The 19663-nt window shown below is 31.7% G+C and carries 16 protein-coding genes and 1 pseudogene; 7 read left to right on the top strand and 10 right to left on the bottom strand.

Going from position 1 to position 19663, the window contains the following annotated elements; translation table 11 throughout:
- Window positions 1–215 precede the first annotated feature (215 nt).
- Complete coding sequence (locus tag ACUXZJ_RS05325) at window positions 216–905, bottom strand: DUF6252 family protein (protein ID WP_060383489.1); 690 nt, start codon at window positions 903–905, stop codon at window positions 216–218.
- A 166-nt stretch (window positions 906–1071) separates the two neighbouring features.
- Here ACUXZJ_RS05325 and ACUXZJ_RS05320 point away from each other — a divergent pair, with 166 nt between their 5' ends.
- The 3 genes from ACUXZJ_RS05320 (at window position 1072) to ACUXZJ_RS05310 (ending at window position 3001) form a co-directional block, all read left to right on the top strand.
- Window positions 1072–1593 carry a 30S ribosomal protein S16 gene (locus ACUXZJ_RS05320; protein WP_060383490.1) on the top strand — a complete coding sequence of 174 codons (522 nt, stop codon included), beginning with the start codon at window positions 1072–1074 and terminating at the stop codon, window positions 1591–1593.
- A 16-nt stretch (window positions 1594–1609) separates the two neighbouring features.
- Entirely contained in the window at window positions 1610–2137 is a 528-nt protein-coding gene (rimM, locus tag ACUXZJ_RS05315; protein WP_060383491.1) for a ribosome maturation factor RimM, read from the top strand.
- Between the two features lie 159 nt (window positions 2138–2296).
- Window positions 2297–3001 (top strand): tRNA1(Val) (adenine(37)-N6)-methyltransferase, encoded by a 705-nt coding sequence (locus tag ACUXZJ_RS05310; protein WP_060383492.1) that lies wholly within the window; start codon window positions 2297–2299, stop codon window positions 2999–3001.
- Window positions 3002–3175: 174 nt separating this feature from the next.
- Here ACUXZJ_RS05310 and hppD read toward each other — a convergent pair whose 3' ends face one another.
- The 3 genes from hppD to ACUXZJ_RS05295 form a co-directional block, all read right to left on the bottom strand.
- The gene (gene hppD, locus ACUXZJ_RS05305) at window positions 3176–4339 is read right to left on the bottom strand and encodes a 4-hydroxyphenylpyruvate dioxygenase (RefSeq protein WP_060383493.1); all 1164 of its coding nucleotides are present in this window, start codon (window positions 4337–4339) and stop codon (window positions 3176–3178) included.
- An 82-nt stretch (window positions 4340–4421) separates the two neighbouring features.
- Window positions 4422–5579 (bottom strand): homogentisate 1,2-dioxygenase, encoded by a 1158-nt coding sequence (locus tag ACUXZJ_RS05300; RefSeq protein WP_060383494.1) that lies wholly within the window; start codon window positions 5577–5579, stop codon window positions 4422–4424.
- Window positions 5580–5773: 194 nt separating this feature from the next.
- A complete protein-coding gene (locus ACUXZJ_RS05295; RefSeq protein WP_060383495.1) occupies window positions 5774–6199 on the bottom strand; it encodes a hypothetical protein in 426 nt (141 codons plus the stop codon).
- 156 nt (window positions 6200–6355) lie between these two features.
- On the opposite strand from ACUXZJ_RS05295, the gene greA reads away from it, so the two are divergent.
- The 4 genes from greA to ACUXZJ_RS05275 are packed head-to-tail and all read left to right on the top strand — an operon-like array spanning window position 6356 to window position 8548.
- Window positions 6356–6832 (top strand): transcription elongation factor GreA, encoded by a 477-nt coding sequence (greA, locus tag ACUXZJ_RS05290; protein ID WP_060383901.1) that lies wholly within the window; start codon window positions 6356–6358, stop codon window positions 6830–6832.
- A 16-nt stretch (window positions 6833–6848) separates the two neighbouring features.
- Window positions 6849–7238, top strand: coding sequence for an HIT family protein (locus ACUXZJ_RS05285; protein ID WP_060383496.1), 390 nt, complete (start codon window positions 6849–6851; stop codon window positions 7236–7238).
- 26 nt (window positions 7239–7264) lie between these two features.
- Window positions 7265–8269 (top strand): recombinase RecA, encoded by a 1005-nt coding sequence (gene recA / locus ACUXZJ_RS05280; protein WP_014166107.1) that lies wholly within the window; start codon window positions 7265–7267, stop codon window positions 8267–8269.
- 60 nt (window positions 8270–8329) lie between these two features.
- The gene (locus tag ACUXZJ_RS05275; RefSeq protein ID WP_060383497.1) at window positions 8330–8548 is read left to right on the top strand and encodes a hypothetical protein; all 219 of its coding nucleotides are present in this window, start codon (window positions 8330–8332) and stop codon (window positions 8546–8548) included.
- Window positions 8549–8563: 15 nt separating this feature from the next.
- Here the strand turns inward: ACUXZJ_RS05275 and bioB are convergent, their stop codons facing one another.
- From bioB to dnaE, 6 genes and pseudogenes are all read right to left on the bottom strand, one after another.
- Entirely contained in the window at window positions 8564–9646 is a 1083-nt protein-coding gene (gene bioB, locus ACUXZJ_RS05270) for a biotin synthase BioB (protein ID WP_060383498.1), read from the bottom strand.
- 105 nt (window positions 9647–9751) lie between these two features.
- Window positions 9752–10732 (bottom strand): annotated as a pseudogene (locus tag ACUXZJ_RS05265) (outer membrane beta-barrel protein).
- 313 nt (window positions 10733–11045) lie between these two features.
- A complete protein-coding gene (gene aqpZ / locus ACUXZJ_RS05260; protein ID WP_060383500.1) occupies window positions 11046–11723 on the bottom strand; it encodes an aquaporin Z in 678 nt (225 codons plus the stop codon).
- Between the two features lie 242 nt (window positions 11724–11965).
- Window positions 11966–12880: a bifunctional riboflavin kinase/FAD synthetase gene (locus tag ACUXZJ_RS05255; protein ID WP_060383501.1), complete on the bottom strand. Its 915-nt coding sequence runs from the start codon at window positions 12878–12880 to the stop codon at window positions 11966–11968.
- Between the two features lie 59 nt (window positions 12881–12939).
- Window positions 12940–14892, bottom strand: a complete 1953-nt coding sequence (locus tag ACUXZJ_RS05250; RefSeq protein WP_060383502.1) for a M43 family zinc metalloprotease — start codon at window positions 14890–14892, stop codon at window positions 12940–12942.
- A 48-nt stretch (window positions 14893–14940) separates the two neighbouring features.
- A complete protein-coding gene (gene dnaE, locus ACUXZJ_RS05245) occupies window positions 14941–19473 on the bottom strand; it encodes a DNA polymerase III subunit alpha (RefSeq protein ID WP_060383503.1) in 4533 nt (1510 codons plus the stop codon).
- Between the last annotated feature and the right edge of the window lie 190 nt (window positions 19474–19663).

The following is a 19663-nucleotide window of genomic DNA, read 5'->3' as shown; positions in this document are numbered from 1 at the left end:
TTAATTATATATTTTGGAAAACCCAAAACAATCAGTTGTGATATTACAAAAAAAATCACTAACAAATGTTATTTATCAGCAAATATATTCTAAAAAACGATTTATAAAAACAATTCATTAAAAAAACACTAAACAAAAATATATTTTTGTTTTAAAACACTAACTATCAAATACATTACAAATCAAACCAACAGTCCATCTATTTATTTAGCTTTTTATTTTGAAATAGGTATTTTATAAAAAACACCTTCTCTCCCACCTATAACGATTCCTGAATCAGAATTAAATGCTGTAAACACAAAAGTTCCAGAAACAGTTGTACCTGTATTTTCAGTAATAACAACTTGACCTCCGGTATTAGCCGTGCGAGTAATTTTAAGTTGAGCATCATTATTACCTCCATTTACGACAACTAAATCACCTCCCTTATAATCTTTACCTGAATTAGCCAAAGTAACTTCAGAAATCATTCCTTGTGGATCAACATTAACATTCACCTTTAGTCCTGTACCTGATCCACCCGAAACACTTACTATTTTAGCATTAAGATAGCCAGTCCCTCGTTTTATAATTTCCATTTCACTAACGGGTCCTCTAGCCGTTACTGTTGAAAAACTTTCTGAATTTTGATTAATTCCTCTATAAGTAAGAACTCCGCTTCCGTTAATTATTCCTAGTGGGTAAGTCCCCACTTGACTATCATTAAGTTGAATCTTTAAACTATGAGTAGATGAACTCCCTTCTAGAATTAACCCTCCTGAAGCATTTATTTTAGCACTTTTACTATTAGCTTTCCATAAACTATTGCCAATAACAACCTGAAATGCTTCATTATTAAATGTAACATCATTTTGACAAGAAACGCCTAACAATGAGACCAAAAAAAGACATGTAATATTTCTCATTTTCAATTTTATAAAACACAAAAATAACAGATATTGCCCCAATATACATTATTCCTATTTGAAAAAGAAAACAAAATATCATTTAGATCATTAAAAATCAAAATAATCTGTATATTTGCACCCTCAAATAACCGAGGTCGGGAACCTCAATTTAATCCAATTAATTATGCCAGTTAGAATTAGATTACAAAGACATGGTAAAAAAGGAAAACCTTTTTACTGGATTGTAGCGGCGGATTCACGCTCAAAAAGAGATGGTAAATTCTTAGATAAAATAGGAACTTACAATCCAAACACTAACCCTGCAACTATTGACTTAAATGTTGAAAAAGCAGTAACGTGGTTATTCAATGGTGCTCAGCCTACTGACACTGCTAGAGCAATTCTTTCTTACAAAGGTGCTTTATTAAAACACCATTTAGAAGGTGGTGTTCGTAAAGGTGCTTTAACTCCTGAACAAGCGGAAGCTAAATTCACAGCTTGGATAGAAGAAAAAGCAGCTAAAGTAAATGCTAAAAAAGATGGCTTAGCTAAATCTAAAGCTGATGCTAAAGCTGATGCTTTAAAAGCTGAAAAAGAGGCTAACGAAAAACGTATAGCAGCACAAGCTGAGGCAGCTAAAGAAACAGCGGCAGCTGAAGAAGCACCAGTTGTAGAAGAAACTAACAACGAAGAAACAGAAGCTTAATTATAATTGGCGATATATGCGTAAAGATGATTGTTTCTATTTGGGTAAAATCGCTAAAAAATTTAGTTTCAAGGGAGAAGTCTTGATCTATTTAGATACGGATGAACCCGAAATGTATGAAGAATTGGAGTCAGTCTTTGTTGCAAACAACAAAGACTTGGTTCCTTTTTTTATAGAAAAAACACAACTCCACAAAAGTACTTTTTTAAAGGTAAAATTTGAAGATGTAAATTCAGAAGAGGAAGCTGACGAAATAATAGGAAAAGAAGTTTATCTCCCTTTATCCATGCTCCCTCCTTTAGAAGGTAATAAATTTTACTATCATGAGGTAATAGGATATCAAGTTCTAGATCAACGTCTTGGCTACATTGGCAATATAGTAGCTATTAATGATAGTGCTGCTCAGCCTCTTTTTGAAATAGAAAAAGAAGGGATTGAAATTTTGATACCTATGATTGATGAATTCATAGTAACACTAAACCGAAATGAAAAAAGCATCACTTTAAACACCCCAGAGGGTTTGGTTGATCTCTATTTAAAGTAATTTTACTCAAAAGACACCTTATTAAAAGAAAAAAAACTTGCTCCTTAATTTACACTTTAGTAATAAGAAAATTAAGTTATTGTATTACAAAATCTGTTTCTAATCGAAATAACAAGACTGCAATTTTTCCAAGCAAGCACTTTTACACTATATTTAGTTATGTTTCAGTTTAAAAAATTCAGCATTCAACAGGATCGCTGTGCTATGAAAGTAGGCACAGATGGCGTTTTATTAGGTGCTTGGACACCTCTTTTCAACAATCCCTATTCTATTTTAGACATAGGAACTGGCACAGGACTAATAGCTCTTATGCTCGCACAAAGATCAAAAGCGGAACAGATAGATGCTATAGAAATTGATGACAACGCTTATGAACAATGCGTTGATAATTTTGAACAATCACCTTGGTATGATCGTCTATATTGTTACCATGCTGGGCTAGATGAATTTGTAGACGAAATAGATGAGGAATACGATTTAATCGTATCAAATCCTCCTTTTTACACTACTGATTATAAAAGCAATAAAGACGCACGCGATCGAGCTCGTTTTGAAGATTCTCTACCATTTGAAGAATTAATTGAAGCTGCTGATTTTTTTCTTTCAGACCAAGGTATATTTGCTCTTATAGTTCCTTTTTCAGAAGAAAATAAAATAAAAAGTTTATGCCAAGAACGCTCATTATATCCTTTACGAATTACAAGGGTAAAGGGAACTCCAAAATCTGAAGTAAAAAGGAGCTTGATAGCTTTCACACGTATTAAACAAGATCCTTTAATAGACGAATTAATAATCGAAAATTCAAGACATAATTACACTGAGGATTATATTCGATTGACTGAAGATTTTTATTTAAAGATGTAATTAATTTAACATTTTAAACAATCTAAAAAATAGAGAAGGTGTCCTAAAATCTGAACTCACTTTCTAATAATCGAATATATAAAAACCATCTCCGATAGGTATTCTATAATATTTTTAATAATAATAGAGGCTGCCAAAAAAAACTAGACAGCCTCTATTATATTTTATTTTTTTTTACAAAGTTCCTCTCAGCATTTGTTCTCTTTCAATAGATTCAAATAAGGCTTTAAAATTACCTGCACCAAACCCTTTTGCCCCCATTCTTTGAATAATTTCAAAAAATAATGTTGGACGATCTTCAACTGGTCTAGTAAATATTTGCAATAAATACCCTTCTTCATCTGCATCAATCATAATTCCTAATTTTTGAAGCTCATTAATATCTTCTTTAAACTTAGTCATGTGATCTTTTAAACGTTCTGGTATTGCATCATAATAAGCTTGTGGCGGTGTGGTTAGAAACTCTACTCCTCTTGCACGCATATCCGCCACTGTTTTAATTATATCATCCGTTGCCACCGCAATATGTTGCACTCCTTCACCTTCATAAAAATCTAAATATTCCTCAATTTGGGAACGTTTTTTACCATTAGCTGGCTCGTTGATAGGAAATTTTATTCGTCCATTTCCATTTGACATAACTTTAGACATTAATGCGGAATACTCAGTCGTAATTTGTTTATCATCAAAAGAAAGGAAATTCACAAATCCCATTACATCCTCAAACCATTTTACTGCCTCATTCATGCGATTCCAACCTGTATTTCCAACCATGTGATCAATATACTTTAAGCCTACAGATTCTGGGTTGTAATCTGATTTCCACTCATTATATCCTGGCATAAATACTCCGTTGTAATTTTTTCTTTCTACAAAAACAAAAACTGTTTCCCCATAAGCGCCATAAATTCCTGCTCTTACAACTTCTCCATTTTCATCTTTTTCAACAATTGGTTCAAAATAAACCTTTGCTCCTCTTTTTGTAGTTTCTTCGAAAGCAGAATGGGCATCTTCTACCCAAAGAGCAATTACTTTAACTCCATCTCCATGTTTTTTCACATGTTCTCCAATAGACGAATCACTATTAAGGGCTGTTGTTAATACTAATCGAATTTTATCTTGTTTTAACACGTAAGATGCACGGTCTTTTACTCCTGTTTCTAAACCTGCATAAGCTAATGACTGAAAACCAAAAGCTGTTTTATAAAAATGAGCTGCTTGTTTTGCGTTTCCAACATATAATTCTACATAATCTGTACCTAAAAGAGGAAGAAAATCTTGTGCTCCATCAAATATTTTTTCTAAACCGTATTCTACGGATTTTAATTCTTGTGTCATATTTTTTTATTAAAAAAAGAAGGGTTGAATTTCATACAATTTATAAAATAATAACGCTTCTATTGAATATTTTTACTTTTTTTTATTCTAACCAGGATTGATAATATTTATCATCTGCAATTTGCATAGCTTCTTCGGTGACTTTCAAAGGTTTAAAAGTATCAACCATCACAGCTAATTCTAAGGTATCTTTTTTACCAATACTTCTTTCTGCCGCTCCTGGATGAGGACCATGAGGAATACCTGCTGGATGCAACGATATATGTCCTGCTTCTATATCATTACGGCTCATAAAATCTCCATCAACATAATATAATACTTCATCAGAATCTATATTACTATGATTATAGGGTGCTGGAATTGATTCTGGATGGTAATCATACAACCTCGGAACGAAGGAACAAATTACAAAGGCATCTGTTTCAAATGTTTGATGTATAGGTGGCGGTAAATGTATACGTCCTGTGATAGGTTCAAAATCATGAATTGAAAAAGCATACGGATAATTATACCCATCATATCCTACTACATCGAATGGATGTGAGGCATAAACTACATCAAAAATTTCGTCCTTTTTTTTAATTTTAATCAAAAAGTCTCCCTTTTCATTATAACTTTCTAATTCTTCTGGTTTACGAATATCACGTTCACAAAAAGGAGAATGCTCTAAAAGTTGTCCAAACCAGTTTCTATATCTCTTAGGAGTATATACAGGTCTTCGGGATTCTACAATAAATAATCTATTATCCTCTGTTTCAAAATCTATTTTATAAATCGTACCTCTAGGAATGACTAAATAATCTCCATATTTAAAATCTAGATTACCTAACATTGTCCTTAACTTACCAGTCCCTTTATGTATAAAGAGAACCTCATCAGAATCAGTATTTTTATAAAAATAGTCTGTAGTAGATTTTCTAGGAGCCGCTAGAACAATATGACAATCAGAATTTGTTAAAACAATTTTTCTACTTTCTAAAAAATCATCTTGAGGGGCTACTTGAAAACCACGTAAACGATAAGACTGTATATTGTTGGCTTTTGCAATTTTAGGTGCCACAGAATACGGTTCTTTTATTTCTTTTACCATTGTTGGTCTGTACTCATGATACATATTGGTTGACATACCATCAAAACCAATAGTCCCAAAAAGTTGTTCATAATATAAATCGCCATTTTCTTTACGGAATTGAATATGACGTTTGTGGGGAATTTTTCCTAATTTGTGATATATAGGCATTGCATAAAATGTATTAATTAGACCATTTTTTTTAACTTTTTTTAAATTACATTAAGACTTTTATATAATCAAAACTAATCTCACATCAAACTCATTCAGGGTTTCTTTTTATAAGAAATTTCAAATGAATTAACAAATCTTCAAATATAGAGTTCATATTATACAAATTTCGAAAAAAAAGTGGTAAAAAAAAATTAATTATAAATTCTAACTATTTCGTTTAAATTTTCCACATTATATCTTTTTAAAGGATATTGTTTCCCTCCATCTCCTGTATACAAACTAAACTCGCTATTATCGCAGGCACACTGTGCTATTATACCTTTAAGATTTAGTTTTGAACAATTGGTAGGATACTGAAGAGGACAACTTGCTTCCCAAGCTACAAAATCGCCTGTCCCACTAGTTCTCATAACAATAACACCTTGAATTCCAGCTCCAGGAATCGTAATCATCAAAGGTTCACCTGGATAATTAAGTTTATTATAGGAAGGAAGCAAAAGATTTAGATCAATTGAAAAGCTGTTATTTGTTAAATAAGGATTTGAATTATTAACTGAATTATTTTTATCACAAGCAAAAACGAAAATGCAAATAATAATTAAAAAATATTTTTTCATGCTTTTTATTTGATTTTTTTCGCAACAAATTTAAATTATTTACATTTGTATAACGTTGAATCAATCAATTAAATTACTAACTGAATAAAAAATAGTATCTTTGCGAGAAATCCCGCTACAATGGGATTTTTTCTATTTATACAATATGATGATGTTATGAGTAAAGTATCTTATTATACAGCAGAAGGATTAAAAAAATTAAAAGAAGAATTAGAATATTTAAAATCTGTAGAACGTCCAAAAGCGTCTGAAGCTATTGCAGAAGCTCGTGATAAGGGAGATTTATCAGAAAATGCCGAATACGATGCAGCCAAGGAAGCACAAGGTCTTTTAGAAATGAAGATTGCTAAGATGGAAGAGTTATATGCTAATGCGCGATTAATAGATGAGTCACAATTAGATCTATCTAAAGTACTGGTTTTATCTAATGTAAAAATTAAAAATCAAGCAAACGGAATGGAATTAATGTACCAGTTAGTTGCCGAAAGCGAAGCTGATTTAAAGAAAAATAAAATTTCTGTTACTTCTCCTATAGGAAAAGGTTTATTAGGAAAATCAGTAGGTGAAATTGCCGAAATTAACGTTCCTAATGGAGTTTTAAAATTTGAGATTTTAGAAATCAGTAGAGATTAATTTAAAAGAAACTCGTATGGCTTCAATTTTTACAAAAATTATAAACGGTGAAATTCCTTGCTACAAAATAGCAGAGGATGCAAATTATTTAGCTTTTTTAGATGTAAACCCAAATGCAAAAGGACATACCCTTTGTATTCCTAAAAAAGAAATCAATAAAATTTTTGAAATGGATGATGAGCTTTATTTAGGTTTAATGTCCTTTTCGAAAAAAGTGGCCATTGCAATTGAAAAAGCAATTCCATGTAAACGGGTAGGAATGACCGTAATTGGATTAGAAGTTCCACATGCTCACGTACATTTAATACCATTAAACATGATGGACGATGCTCGCTTCACAAATAAAGTAAAACTATCAGATGAAGAGTTTAAAATAATTGCTGAAGCTATTGTTAATCAATTATAATTTTAACACCTGTAAATTCAAAAAAAATGAGTTCAGAAAAAGAGGCAAAACTAAAAGCTCTACAACTTACTTTAGATAAATTAGACAAGGCATACGGTAAAGGTACCGTAATGAAAATGGGAGACAAAGCAATAGAAGAAGTAGAAGTTATTTCTTCGGGATCTCTAGGAGTAGATTTAGCATTAGGTGTTGGCGGTTATCCTAAAGGGCGTATTATAGAAATATTTGGACCTGAATCATCGGGAAAAACCACCCTTACATTACACGCAATTGCAGAAGCTCAAAAAGCAGGCGGAATTGCTGCTTTTATAGATGCTGAACACGCATTTGATCGCTTCTATGCAGAAAAACTAGGCATTGACATTGACAACCTTATTATTTCTCAACCTGACAATGGTGAACAAGCTTTGGAAATTGCGGAAAGCTTAATTCGATCTGGAGCTGTAGATATTGTAGTAATAGACTCTGTTGCTGCACTTACTCCAAAAAGCGAAATTGAAGGTGACATGGGAGATTCTAAGATGGGATTACACGCCCGCTTGATGTCACAAGCCCTACGTAAATTAACAGCAACTATTAGCAAAACGAATTGTACTGTATTTTTCATCAACCAGCTTCGCGATAAAATAGGTGTAATGTTTGGAAATCCTGAAACTACGACTGGTGGAAATGCTCTAAAATTTTACGCATCTGTACGCTTAGATATTCGTCGTTCTTCGCAGATCAAAGATGGAGAAAACGTATTGGGTAACCGTACCAAAGTTAAAATAGTTAAAAATAAAGTAGCACCTCCTTTTAAAACGGCAGAATTTGACATTATGTATGGCGAAGGTGTCTCTAAAACTGGCGAAATATTAGATTTAGCTGTTGAATTTGAAGTTATCAAAAAATCAGGATCTTGGTTTAGTTATGGGGAAACAAAACTGGGTCAAGGTCGAGATTCTGTTAAATCTTTAATAAAAGACAATCCTGAATTAGCAGAGGAGCTAGAAATCAAAATCAAGGAGCTAATTAAAAATTTAGAGAATTAATTTATCTTAGTTGCAAAAAAAAATTTGCAACTATTTTTTTTTTACATATATTTACGATATATGAGAAGAAAAAATCAATACAACAATTATCTATTGATTATAATATTAGCAACAAAATCAATTTTTGCTATTGCGCCAGCTCCTCCTCCACCAATAAAGAGAGCACTTCCCCCTGGCACTTTTCCAATAGATGACCATTTACTAATTTTAATTCTTTCAGCAATATTATTATCATTTTATTTTTTAAGAAAGAGTATAAAAAAAGCTCCTAAAGTTTAATTAGGAGCTTTTCTTTTATTTCTTATTTGTAACGGCTAAATTTCGTTCTATTTGGTGTCCAGGTCTAGACCATTTTGGTTTTTCTCCTAAAGATTGATATTCAGAATCACATGCCTCTACTGTTTTAGGCTGCATTAGCTTAATAAAAGGTTTTTGAGGGTTTAACCCTAGTAATTCAAACATTTTCATATCTTCATTTACATCAGGATTAGGGGTAGTCAATAGTTTATCTCCTGCAAAAATTGAGTTTGCCCCTGCAAAAAAACACATTGCTTGACCTTCTCTTGACATTTGAGTTCTACCTGCTGAAAGACGAACTTGTGTTTCAGGCATAACAATTCTGGTTGTAGCTACCATTCTAATCATTTCCCAAATTTCAACAGGTTTTTCATTTTCCATAGGAGTCCCTTCTACCGCTACCAAAGCATTAATTGGAACTGATTCAGGTTGTGGATTAAGAGTAGATAAAGCAACTAGCATTCCTGCTCTATCTTCTATACTTTCCCCCATTCCTATAATTCCACCACTACAAACGGTTACATTTGTTTTGCGTACATTTTCAATTGTTTTGATACGATCTTCAAATCCTCTTGTTGAAATCACTTCTTTATAATAGTCTTCAGAGGTATCTAAATTATGATTATAAGCATACAAGCCTGCTTCTGCTAATCGTTGCGCTTGATTTTCGGTAAGCATACCTAGGGTACAGCAAACTTCCATATCTAATTTATTGATTGTACGAACCATTTCTAATACTTGATCAAATTCTGGCCCATCTTTCACATTTCTCCATGCAGCTCCCATACACACTCTAGAAGAACCTGATTCTTTTGCTCTTAAAGCTTGTGCTTTCACTTGATTAACAGTCATTAAGTCATTTCCTTCAATATCTGTATGATAACGTGCTGCCTGCGGACAATATCCGCAATCCTCTGGACATCCACCCGTTTTTATGGATAAAAGTGTTGAAACTTGCACCGTATTAGGATCGTGGTTTTCTCTATGAATAGTAGCTGCTTGATAAAGCAAGTCCATCAATGGCTGATTGTATATTTCAATAATTTCTTCTTTACTCCAATTATGTCTTGTAATACTCATAAATAGATTATTTAGGGGTCAAAAATACACAATTCGTTTAATATAAAGGGGCAATAAATTAACTTTTACTCGATTATGAATAAATTAATTTAGCGCTGTTTAGAGTTACGTCCTGAATATTAAACTTGTAGTTACAGAATAGTTATTATTATCATTATTAAATATACGATCTTTTGCATTAAAGGCTTTAGCTTCAAATCGGAATTTTAATTTCTCACTAAGTTCATAATCCAGATTAGAAGAAAATCCTAATACTTGAAAACCATTTGGCGTTCCTGTTGGGACTATAATTTGATTTTTATCATTATAATACTCGGCTCTAAAGGCCGTAATCATTTTTTTATTAAGTTGTGTTTTCAGCATTAAAATTGGACCGTACCAAGTTCCATAATTTGTATTATCATATTTATCTGACCCTATATCAAAACCTGCTATTATACCTATTTTGTCAGATGGTTCGTATTACATATATACGTTATGAAATGTTCTAACCGCATTTATACTATCAGGTTTATCAGTTCCTATAAAATTACTATAATTAAGTAACATTTTTTTATTAGGTTTAAAAGTGACTTGTCCTCCAAAAGATGGTTTTTGAATAAAATCAGGTTTTTTTATTCTTTGCCAACCATTAAGGTATAAAGCAGCTAAATAAATTTTTTCATTTGGAGATTGATAGGACAATCTAACTCCTGCTTCATAATAAGGTGAGCCTTCTGTTATTAAACTTCTTGTTAATGTCCAACAATCACCTCCTACAGCACTTCCAAAACCTATATGTGAAGGCAAAACTCCTACATCTAGCCATAGATTTTGTTTTTTAGATAGTCTTGCACCAACATTTGCTTCGTAAATAAATTGAGCCCAAGTAGGTTCTGCACTTAAATTATAGGTTGCATAATTACCTCCCATTAATCCTAAATTAGCTCTTATGTTTTGATCTTTATAATTTAGTTTTAATAAAAGTAGATTAAAATTAAGTTCGTTATGTCTTTTATGACTGTATACGAAATTATGTTTTTCATGGTTTTGAGGCTTTGAAAAATCGTAACTGTAATACAATTCTCCATAAGCACTAACTGTCATTTTTTTTACAGTATCATTTTGAGAAAAAACCTTTGATATTGGGGAAAAAAGGAAAAGAAAACTATATATTTTTATTAGTTTTGATCTAGTATTTTTTTGTATCATATATAAATCAAAATATATTATTAATATTTAGAAAATTATTTTTTATTAGTCTCTATATATTTCAAAATTAAGAAATCAATTTTACTAATAAAAAATCAGCATTAAACACTTAGTCGTTATTTTTATTTTATAAAAAAACACTAAAAATTAAAAATATCCCAACAATTAAGTTTTATATTTTCTTATAATTTTTAGCGTGTTTTTTATATTAATCCTCCTTAAAGTATTTGTAAACAGAACCTGCTAGAAGAGCAGCAATTACAGGAATTACAACAAAAAGCCAAAGTTGAGAAATAGCCCAATCACCTACAAATATAGCTTGACTGATGCTTCTTGCTGGGTTTACAGAAGTATTGGTAACAGGTATGCTTATCAAATGGATAAGTGTTAACGCTAAACCAATTGCTATTCCTGCAAAGCTTGTATTAGCTCTTGAATCTGTAGCACCTAGAATAATCAATAAGAACATAAAAGTCATAACAAACTCTGTTACTATAGCCGCAACCATGTTATATTTTCCTGGAGAATGTTCTCCATAACCATTAGCCGCAAAATCACCGATTGCCCCTCCATTTCCTGTTACAATTACATAAAGAACACCTGCAGCAAATATGGCTCCTGCAATTTGAGAAATAACATAAGGTAAAATTTCTTTTGAACTAATTCTTCCTCCAGCCCAAAGACCAATTGTAACGGCTGGATTTAAATGAGCTCCAGAAATATGACCAAAAGAATATGCGATAGTTAAAACGGTTAAACCAAAAGCAAAAGAAACGCCTGTTAATCCAACTCCTACATTTCCAAAATTTGCGGCTAACATTGCCGTTCCACACCCTCCTAGTACAAGCCAAAATGTACCAATAAATTCTGCTATATTTTTTTTCATAACACTATATAAATTCCTACTCATCTGGCTTTTCGGTTACGCCTCGTTTTTTTTGGTATCTGATCTCCAATTTTAACAAAAGATATTTTTTGTAACATTAAATATTGTAGCTTTAATAAAACAGGCGCAAAAGTAGTCATAATAAAAGATACAATTCAAGTAAAAAATCACGCCTAGTGAAGAATTGTATTTTTAAAGGAATTAAAAGGATTATTTTAACGAAAAAGCAAAATTGTTTAATTTTATTTAAGAAAAATCTGTCTTTTATCTTCTTCTAGTTGTTTTTTAAGAGAGTCTAAAGAATCAAATTTTTGTTCTTCTCTAAGATAATGATGTATAATAATAGTTATAAATTCTCCATAAAACTCAAAATTACAATCAAACAAATGTGTTTCTATAGTAGTATGTTGTCCCTCTATAGTTGGTCTATTTCCTATATTCATCATTCCTTTGTAAGTCTGATTTTTCAAAAACACGTCTACCGCATAAACGCCTTTTTTAGGAACTAATTTTAATGGAGATTCTATTTTAATATTAGCTGTTGGAAAACCTATGGTTCTTCCTATTTGATTTCCTTTGATTACTTCTCCTCTAAGTGTGTATGGATTTCCAAGATATTGATTTGCTAATGAAATAGATCCTTCTTTTATAAATTGTCTTATTTTGGTAGAGCTGATAGTAATTTCATTTAGTTCTTCTGCTGATATTTGTTCTACTTCAAATTTATATTTTTCTCCAAATTGGATTAGATCATGAATATCTGAGGAGCGATTTTTCCCAAATTTATGATCATACCCTATAATAATTTTTTGAATATTTAATTTATCAACCAAAATATTTTTAACGAATTCTTCTCCTGATAGAGTTGATAAGGTTTGATTAAATTCTAAAAAGAGTAAATTATCTACTTGTAGTTTTTCTAATAATTCTATTTTCTCTTCGTTTGTACTCAATAATTGAACGGTGGAATCTGTCCTTAGAAAAGTTCTGGGGTGATTAGAAAAGGTAATTACAACGGTTTCGTTGGATTCATTAGCACTAGATTGAAGTTTTTTGATGATTTTTTGATGTCCTAAGTGTACTCCATCAAAAGTTCCTATAGTTACAATTGTCTTTTTACAGAATTGAACATTTGATAAATCGCTAATTACTTTCACCTTTTGTAATTTTGGTGAGCAAATTTAATGAAATAATAGAGAGAGGAAGTATTCTCTCTCTATTTTTTTATAAAAATTACGGCATCTGAATTAGTTTCGGTTATGACTTGAAATAGATAAAATCCAGATGATAAATGACTAACTATTTCAGGTTTTGTAATATTTTTTTCTACTTTAAATTCTTTTACTAGTTTACCTGTTAGATCAAAAATTTTACCTACCCCTCTTTCTCCTATTTTACTACCAAACAAATAATACAATTCATCTCCTACTGGATTTTGCTCTAATATAATTTGATCACTCAAATATTTTATACTAAATCCTTTTGTACTTGATTCTGGAAATTTACCTTCTCGAATGATAATATTATCTTTGTATCCTATTTGATAATATCCTTCTCCATTATCGCAGCATAATCCATCTCCTTTTTTATCTTTTATACTGAAAGTATAGCATACTTTATCCTCTAGTTTCCATTTTTTTTGAATAAAAATAGGGTCATAATCATTATAAGGACCTCCAGAATCTATTATTTTACCTGTATTATCTAATAATTCCCAAGTAATATCTACTCCTTTGTTGTCTAGTTGCAAATCAAAATTAACTTCATCATAAAAGAATGTTTCTGGTTGAGCTGTATTAATTATTTTTACTTTTGCAAAATTATTTGAACTTCTTGTATCGTTGACTCCGTTTACTTCTACAATTTCTACATTTAGTATATCATTTTCTACACCAATTTCTGGAATAGATATTAGGGCATATTGATTAGGTTTTAATAATCCTTTCCAATTAATATCTTTTGTAGTTTGATTCGTGAATTTATATTTTATTAAGACATTATTAATATCATTAATACCTCTATTTATTATAGATATTTTTCTAGGTTCGTTGGTACATAAATTTGTAAAACCAGTATATTGCTTTTCAATTTTTATTTCTGCATCATTAACCAATAGTAATATTGGGTTTTCTTTATCCGAATTTATAATTGTTTTTCTTCTAGGTGAATTAGCTAATACAACCTTAACTCTATCTTTTTGATTTTGGGTAAATATATTCATACAGCTATCATCTGTATAATCCATATAATTTTGAACCATTTCATTTTCTGTCCCTACACAACTTAGAAGTACGGGACAACCTGAATTTGAGCTATGAGCTTGTGGGGTATCTTCACAAAAATCATCTCCACAATATGAGTCTCCCCATATATGTCGCAATCCTAACCAATGTCCAATTTCATGTGTAGCGGTTCTTCCTTTATCATAGTTAAAACCATTATATATTCCATTTGGATAAATTTCTCTAGAACCAAAATTTAAGTAATTTACAACAATTCCATCTGTGGCTTCTGTTCCTTTTTCATCCAAACCAGGAACATTTGCTTTATTAGGAAACTGGGCTTGTCCTAATAATCCTGATTTTTTAAAATCGACAACCCAGATATTCAAATATAAAGATGAATCCCATATTGTTTCTGGTTTTAAAACTAAGTCTATATCTCCTTCTATATGCTCTACTGTTTCAATCCATTTAGAATGATTATAATAAACGCGGTCAATACCATTTGTTGGATTTCCCAGAGGATCAACTTGTGCTAAAGCAAACTGAATTTCTAAATCAACACCATTAGGATGTGTATTATATCCTGATGTATTTATCTTTTTTCTAAAATCGTTATTTAAAACTTCTATTTGCGAAATTACTTGTTCATCATTAATGTTAGGTGCTTGACCTACATCTTGTCCTGAATGCACAACATGTACAACCACAGGTATTGTTATAACACCATTTGAAACAGATCTACTTTGTCTTTGCTTTTGTATCAATGGATTTAACCATTTTTCAAACTGAGTCAAATTAGCTCTTTCAGGATATTTCTTTTGCAGATATTTTTCATACTCTATAGCAGAACACCTGATTACCTTTTCTTCTTTAACATCTTGTCCTTTAGATATAAATGATATAAGGGAAACAAAAAGAGAAGTTATGATGTAGTTTATTTTCATATTCGGCTAATAATGTGTTTATAAAAATACGAACTTATTAAATGTTAACTATGCAATTTTAAAATTTATTTGCATATTTTCCATTTCTTTCAATAATTCTGAAGAAATCTTTATTTTTATTTTACGACTTGGCATGGATAGCATGTTTTTAATAATGATTTCTTCTTTTTCTTCTGGGATTTCTACTTCTATTTCAGGATCTTCCACATCCTCACTTTGGGTATCTTCAACAGGAGCACTTTCAATTTGTAATTGTTTTTTAATTTTTTCTAGTTCCATTACTTCAAAAGTTACCTGATGATCTCCTTTATTTTCAACAAATAAGCTATATAGATTATTTATAAGTTCTTCCTTCATTTCGTATATAGAGAACAGAATAGTCATTTTTTTAGCATAGGTAGGAAGAACATCGGCAAGCATTTTCCCATCCATAAATTGGATTCTAGGATCTGATTTTTTACCTGTTTCCCGATTTGTCCATCCTTCTTTAACGTTTAGCTTAAAATAGACAAATTGGTTTTGAACTAAATAATGGCGAAATTTTAAATACTCTTCATCAAAGATTCTAAATTCATACGTTTCATCATACCCTTCTAGGTTAAACGTAGCCCATCCTTTACCATTTTTAGCGGTTCTATGCTGAACATTACTAACCATACCACCTAAGGAAATATTTTTACCTACTAATTGCTCTAGATAAGATAACTGTTCTAAACGTGTATTACAAAAGTATTTCATTTCATATTTATAATCATCTAGTGGATGTCCTGAAATATAAATTCCTACTACTTCTTTTTCTCGTGCTAATTTTTCCATTGTGTGCCACTCTTCACAAGGAGGAACTGTAGGTTCTGGTATTTGAACTTCGGTAGTATCGCCAAATAAACTTACTTGAGAAGAATTTTCGTTCTCTTGCATCTTAGCTCCATATTTCATGGCTTTTTCTAAAAACCAAATATTATCTCCTTCATGGTGAAAATATTGAGCTCTATGTGTATTTTCAAAACAATCAAATCCTCCTGAAAGGGCAAGATTTTCAAATGCTTTTTTATTTGCTGCTCTTAAATCTATTCGTTTGGCTAAATCAAATATTGATTTATATTTTCCTTCTTTTCTATTTTCTATAATGGTATTTACAGCTCCTTCTCCAACTCCTTTAACTGCTCCCATACCAAAACGGATAGCATAATTTTCGTTTACTGTAAATTTATAAAAAGATTCATTCACATCAGGTCCTAAAACTTCAAGTCCCATTCTTCTACATTCTTCCATAAAAAAAGAGACTTGTTTGATATCATTCATATTATTAGAAAGGACAGCTGCCATATACTCTGCTGGATAATGCGCTTTTAAGTAAGCGGTTTGATAAGCTACCCAAGCATAACAAGTAGAGTGTGATTTATTAAATGCGTAACTTGCAAAGGCTTCCCAATCAGTCCATATTTTATCTAACTTCTGAGCATCATGACCATTGGCCATAGCTTGATCTATGAACTTAGATTTCATTTTATCTAGAACGTCTTTTTGTTTTTTACCCATTGCTTTACGAAGAACGTCAGCATCACCTTTAGAAAAGTTTGCTAATTTTTGAGAAAGGAGCATTACTTGTTCTTGGTACACGGTAATCCCATAGGTTTCTGCTAAATATTCTTCACAAGCATCTAAATCGTAGGTTATTTCTTCGTCTCCATTTTTTCGTCTCACAAAAGAAGGAATATACTCTAATGGTCCTGGACGATACAAGGCATTCATGGCAATTAAGTCTGCAAAAACAGTTGGTTTTAGATCCTTCATGTATTTTTGCATACCTGGGGATTCGTACTGAAATACCCCTACTGTTTCTCCTCGTTGAAAAAGTTCGTAAGTTTTAACATCGTCTATCGGAAAATTATCTGGATCTAAATCTATTCCTAAACGGTATTTTACTAGTTTAACGGTGTCTTTTATTAGAGTTAGGGTCTTCAGACCCAAAAAGTCCATTTTTAACAACCCCGCACTTTCTGCTACTGAGTTATCAAATTGGGTAACATATAAATCAGAATCTTTAGCAGTAGTTACAGGAACGAAATTTGTTATATCATCTGGTGTAATGATAACACCACAGGCGTGTATACCTGTATTACGCATAGATCCTTCAAGTACTTTTGCCTGCTGAATGGTTTCGGCCGCCAAATCACCTTCATTTGCTATGGTAATAAGTTCTTTTATTCGATCAAATTCCTCAGAAGATTTGAGAGCTTTTTTAACATCTCCTTCTTCTTCTTTTAAAAATCGAGCGAGGTTCCATTTGGAAGGCATCATAGCTGGAATTAGTTTGGCTATTTTATCAGCTTCAAATAAGGGTAAATCTAATACTCTTGCGGTATCTCGTATGGCTGATTTAGTTGCCATTTTACCATACGTAATAATTTGGGCTACTTGATTAGCTCCATATTTATCAATTACGTATTGCATTACATCTCCTCGTCCTTCATCATCAAAGTCAATATCTATATCGGGCATTGACACACGATCAGGATTCAGAAAGCGCTCAAAAAGCAAATCATATTTAACAGGATCTATATTGGTAATTCCTAAGCAGTAAGCAACAGCGGAACCCGCAGCGGAGCCACGACCAGGTCCTACTGAAACCCCCATATTTCTAGCAGCTGCAATAAAATCTTGAACAATCAAAAAATAACCTGGATACCCTGTTTTTTCAATTGTTAACAACTCAAAGTCCAAACGTTCTTTAATTTCGGTCGTTTTGACTGGGTTTATTGATTCGTCAGCAATTTCAGGGTATCGTTTTCGAGCTCCTTCATAGGTAAGATGGCGTAAATATTTATTTTCTCCTCTTTTACCTCCGTCTTGATTATCTTCTGCTACTAGGAATTCTTCTGGGATATCAAACTTAGGTAGTAATACGTCGCGATATAGAGAATAGATTTCTATTTTATCTATAACTTCCTGAATATTAATAATTGCTTCGGGCAGATCTGCAAAAAGACGTTTCATTTCTTCTTGCGTTTTGAAATAGTATTCTTGATTAGGGAGTCCGTATCGGTAACCTCTTCCTCGTCCTATGGGTGTAGCTTGTTTTTCTCCGTCTTTTACACATAATAAAATATCGTGAGCATTAGCATCTTCTTTAGCTACATAATAGGTATTGTTAGTTGCTATTAATTTTACTTGATGTTTATGGGCAAACTGTATTAGAGTCTGATTTACACGATTTTCATCTTCTTGGTTGTGGCGCATTATTTCGAGATAAAAATCATCTCCAAATTGTGCTTTCCACCATAAGAGTGATTCTTCTGCTTGGTTTTCACCAATATTTAGTATTTTGCTCGGAATTTCTCCATACAAATTACCTGATAATACTATAATATCTTCTTTATATTGTTCTATTATGTTTCGATCTATACGTGGTACGTAATAAAAACCTTCTGTATAAGCAATAGAAGCCATTTTAGCTAAATTATGGTAGCCTTTTTTATTTTTTGCTAAAAAAACTACTTGATAACCATTATCTTTTACTGATTTATCTTTATGGTTATTGCATACAAAAAATTCTCCTCCAACAATTGGTTTTATTTCAACTTCTGAAACCATTTCTCCTTTTTCAATACTGGCTTCATTTTTTGCTTTAGCTGCCTTATTGTGATTTAGAACAGCACTTACAAACTGAAATGCTCCCATCATATTTCCTACATCTGTCATAGCTACTGCAGACATTTTGTTTTTAGCTGCTGCATTAACAATGGCAGGAATAGAAATTGTAGATTGTAGTACTGAAAATTGGGTATGATTATGCAGATGAGCATATACAGCATCTTCTAGATTTTTAATTGCTTCTTCAGAGACCGTATTTCCTTCTTGTTGTATTTTACTTAATCTTTTTCGAATTTCATCTGAAGCAGATTTTAAATTAATATGTTTTAAACCAATTAATTTAATTTCTTGAGGATTATTTTGGCGAAAACGCATATAATAATCTTCAGGCACATCTAATTCTTCTTGTGTAAAAATTTCTCTTTTAACAAGTTCAAGAAAACAACGTGTAGTAGCTTCTACGTCAGCAGTAGCATTATGAGCTTCTGCGAAGGGTTCTCCAAAAAGAAATTGATGTAATTCTGTAAGTGTTGGCAATTTATATCTACCTCCACGTCCTCCTGGCAACTTAAGTAGTTCCGCTGTTGTTTCAGTACAGGTATCTAGAATAGGCATTTGTGATAAAGTAGAAGCAATTCCTCCTCTATAAAACTCACACCCCATAATATTTACATCAAATCCAACATTTTGACCGACAATATAGGTGGCTTTTGAAAGAGCTATATTAAATTTTTCTAACACTTCTTGTAAACTAACACCTTGTTCCATAGCCAATTCAGTAGAAATACCATGAATTCTTTCTGCATCATAAGGTATATTGAACCCTTCAGGTTTCACAAGGTAATCCTGATGTTCTATAAGTTGTCCCATTTCATCGTGCAACTGCCAAGCTATTTGTATACAACGAGGCCAGTTATCTGTATCAGTAATGGGAGCAGACCAACTACGTGGTAAACCAGTAGTTTCGGTATCAAAAATTAAATACATAGATGTGAAAATTCCAAAATTTTAATAACTTTATTTTCTAATATTTCAGGGTTTTAATCTAAAAAGAGAATTTTCAAAAATACATTTTAGAAAGGAAGAAATCAAATTATTTAAGAAAAGGAGGCTTATTTATAATACCTATAACTTTTCGATTCTTTATAAAAAGTGTTTTAAATAAAAAAGCCTTACA

This window comes from Flavobacterium sp. TN-1 (assembly GCF_052828645.1).
The sequence above is the reverse complement of the archived record's forward strand: the minus strand, read 5'-3'. Positions and strand labels throughout refer to the sequence as shown.

What these genes read in the sequence shown, in the direction of transcription:
- ACUXZJ_RS05275 (WP_060383497.1), top strand. Translation starts at nt 8,330, where the DNA reads ATGAGAAGAAAAAATCAATACAACAATTATCTATTGATTATAATATTA.
- dnaE (WP_060383503.1), bottom strand. Translation starts at nt 19,473, where the DNA reads ATGTATTTAATTTTTGATACCGAAACTACTGGTTTACCACGTAGTTGG.
- rimM (WP_060383491.1), top strand. Translation starts at nt 1,610, where the DNA reads ATGCGTAAAGATGATTGTTTCTATTTGGGTAAAATCGCTAAAAAATTT.
- greA (WP_060383901.1), top strand. Translation starts at nt 6,356, where the DNA reads ATGAGTAAAGTATCTTATTATACAGCAGAAGGATTAAAAAAATTAAAA.
- ACUXZJ_RS05300 (WP_060383494.1), bottom strand. Translation starts at nt 5,579, where the DNA reads ATGCCTATATATCACAAATTAGGAAAAATTCCCCACAAACGTCATATT.
- ACUXZJ_RS05320 (WP_060383490.1), top strand. Translation starts at nt 1,072, where the DNA reads ATGCCAGTTAGAATTAGATTACAAAGACATGGTAAAAAAGGAAAACCT.
- aqpZ (WP_060383500.1), bottom strand. Translation starts at nt 11,723, where the DNA reads ATGAAAAAAAATATAGCAGAATTTATTGGTACATTTTGGCTTGTACTA.
- recA (WP_014166107.1), top strand. Translation starts at nt 7,265, where the DNA reads ATGAGTTCAGAAAAAGAGGCAAAACTAAAAGCTCTACAACTTACTTTA.
- ACUXZJ_RS05285 (WP_060383496.1), top strand. Translation starts at nt 6,849, where the DNA reads ATGGCTTCAATTTTTACAAAAATTATAAACGGTGAAATTCCTTGCTAC.
- ACUXZJ_RS05295 (WP_060383495.1), bottom strand. Translation starts at nt 6,199, where the DNA reads ATGAAAAAATATTTTTTAATTATTATTTGCATTTTCGTTTTTGCTTGT.
- ACUXZJ_RS05325 (WP_060383489.1), bottom strand. Translation starts at nt 905, where the DNA reads ATGAGAAATATTACATGTCTTTTTTTGGTCTCATTGTTAGGCGTTTCT.
- ACUXZJ_RS05310 (WP_060383492.1), top strand. Translation starts at nt 2,297, where the DNA reads ATGTTTCAGTTTAAAAAATTCAGCATTCAACAGGATCGCTGTGCTATG.
- ACUXZJ_RS05250 (WP_060383502.1), bottom strand. Translation starts at nt 14,892, where the DNA reads ATGAAAATAAACTACATCATAACTTCTCTTTTTGTTTCCCTTATATCA.
- bioB (WP_060383498.1), bottom strand. Translation starts at nt 9,646, where the DNA reads ATGAGTATTACAAGACATAATTGGAGTAAAGAAGAAATTATTGAAATA.
- hppD (WP_060383493.1), bottom strand. Translation starts at nt 4,339, where the DNA reads ATGACACAAGAATTAAAATCCGTAGAATACGGTTTAGAAAAAATATTT.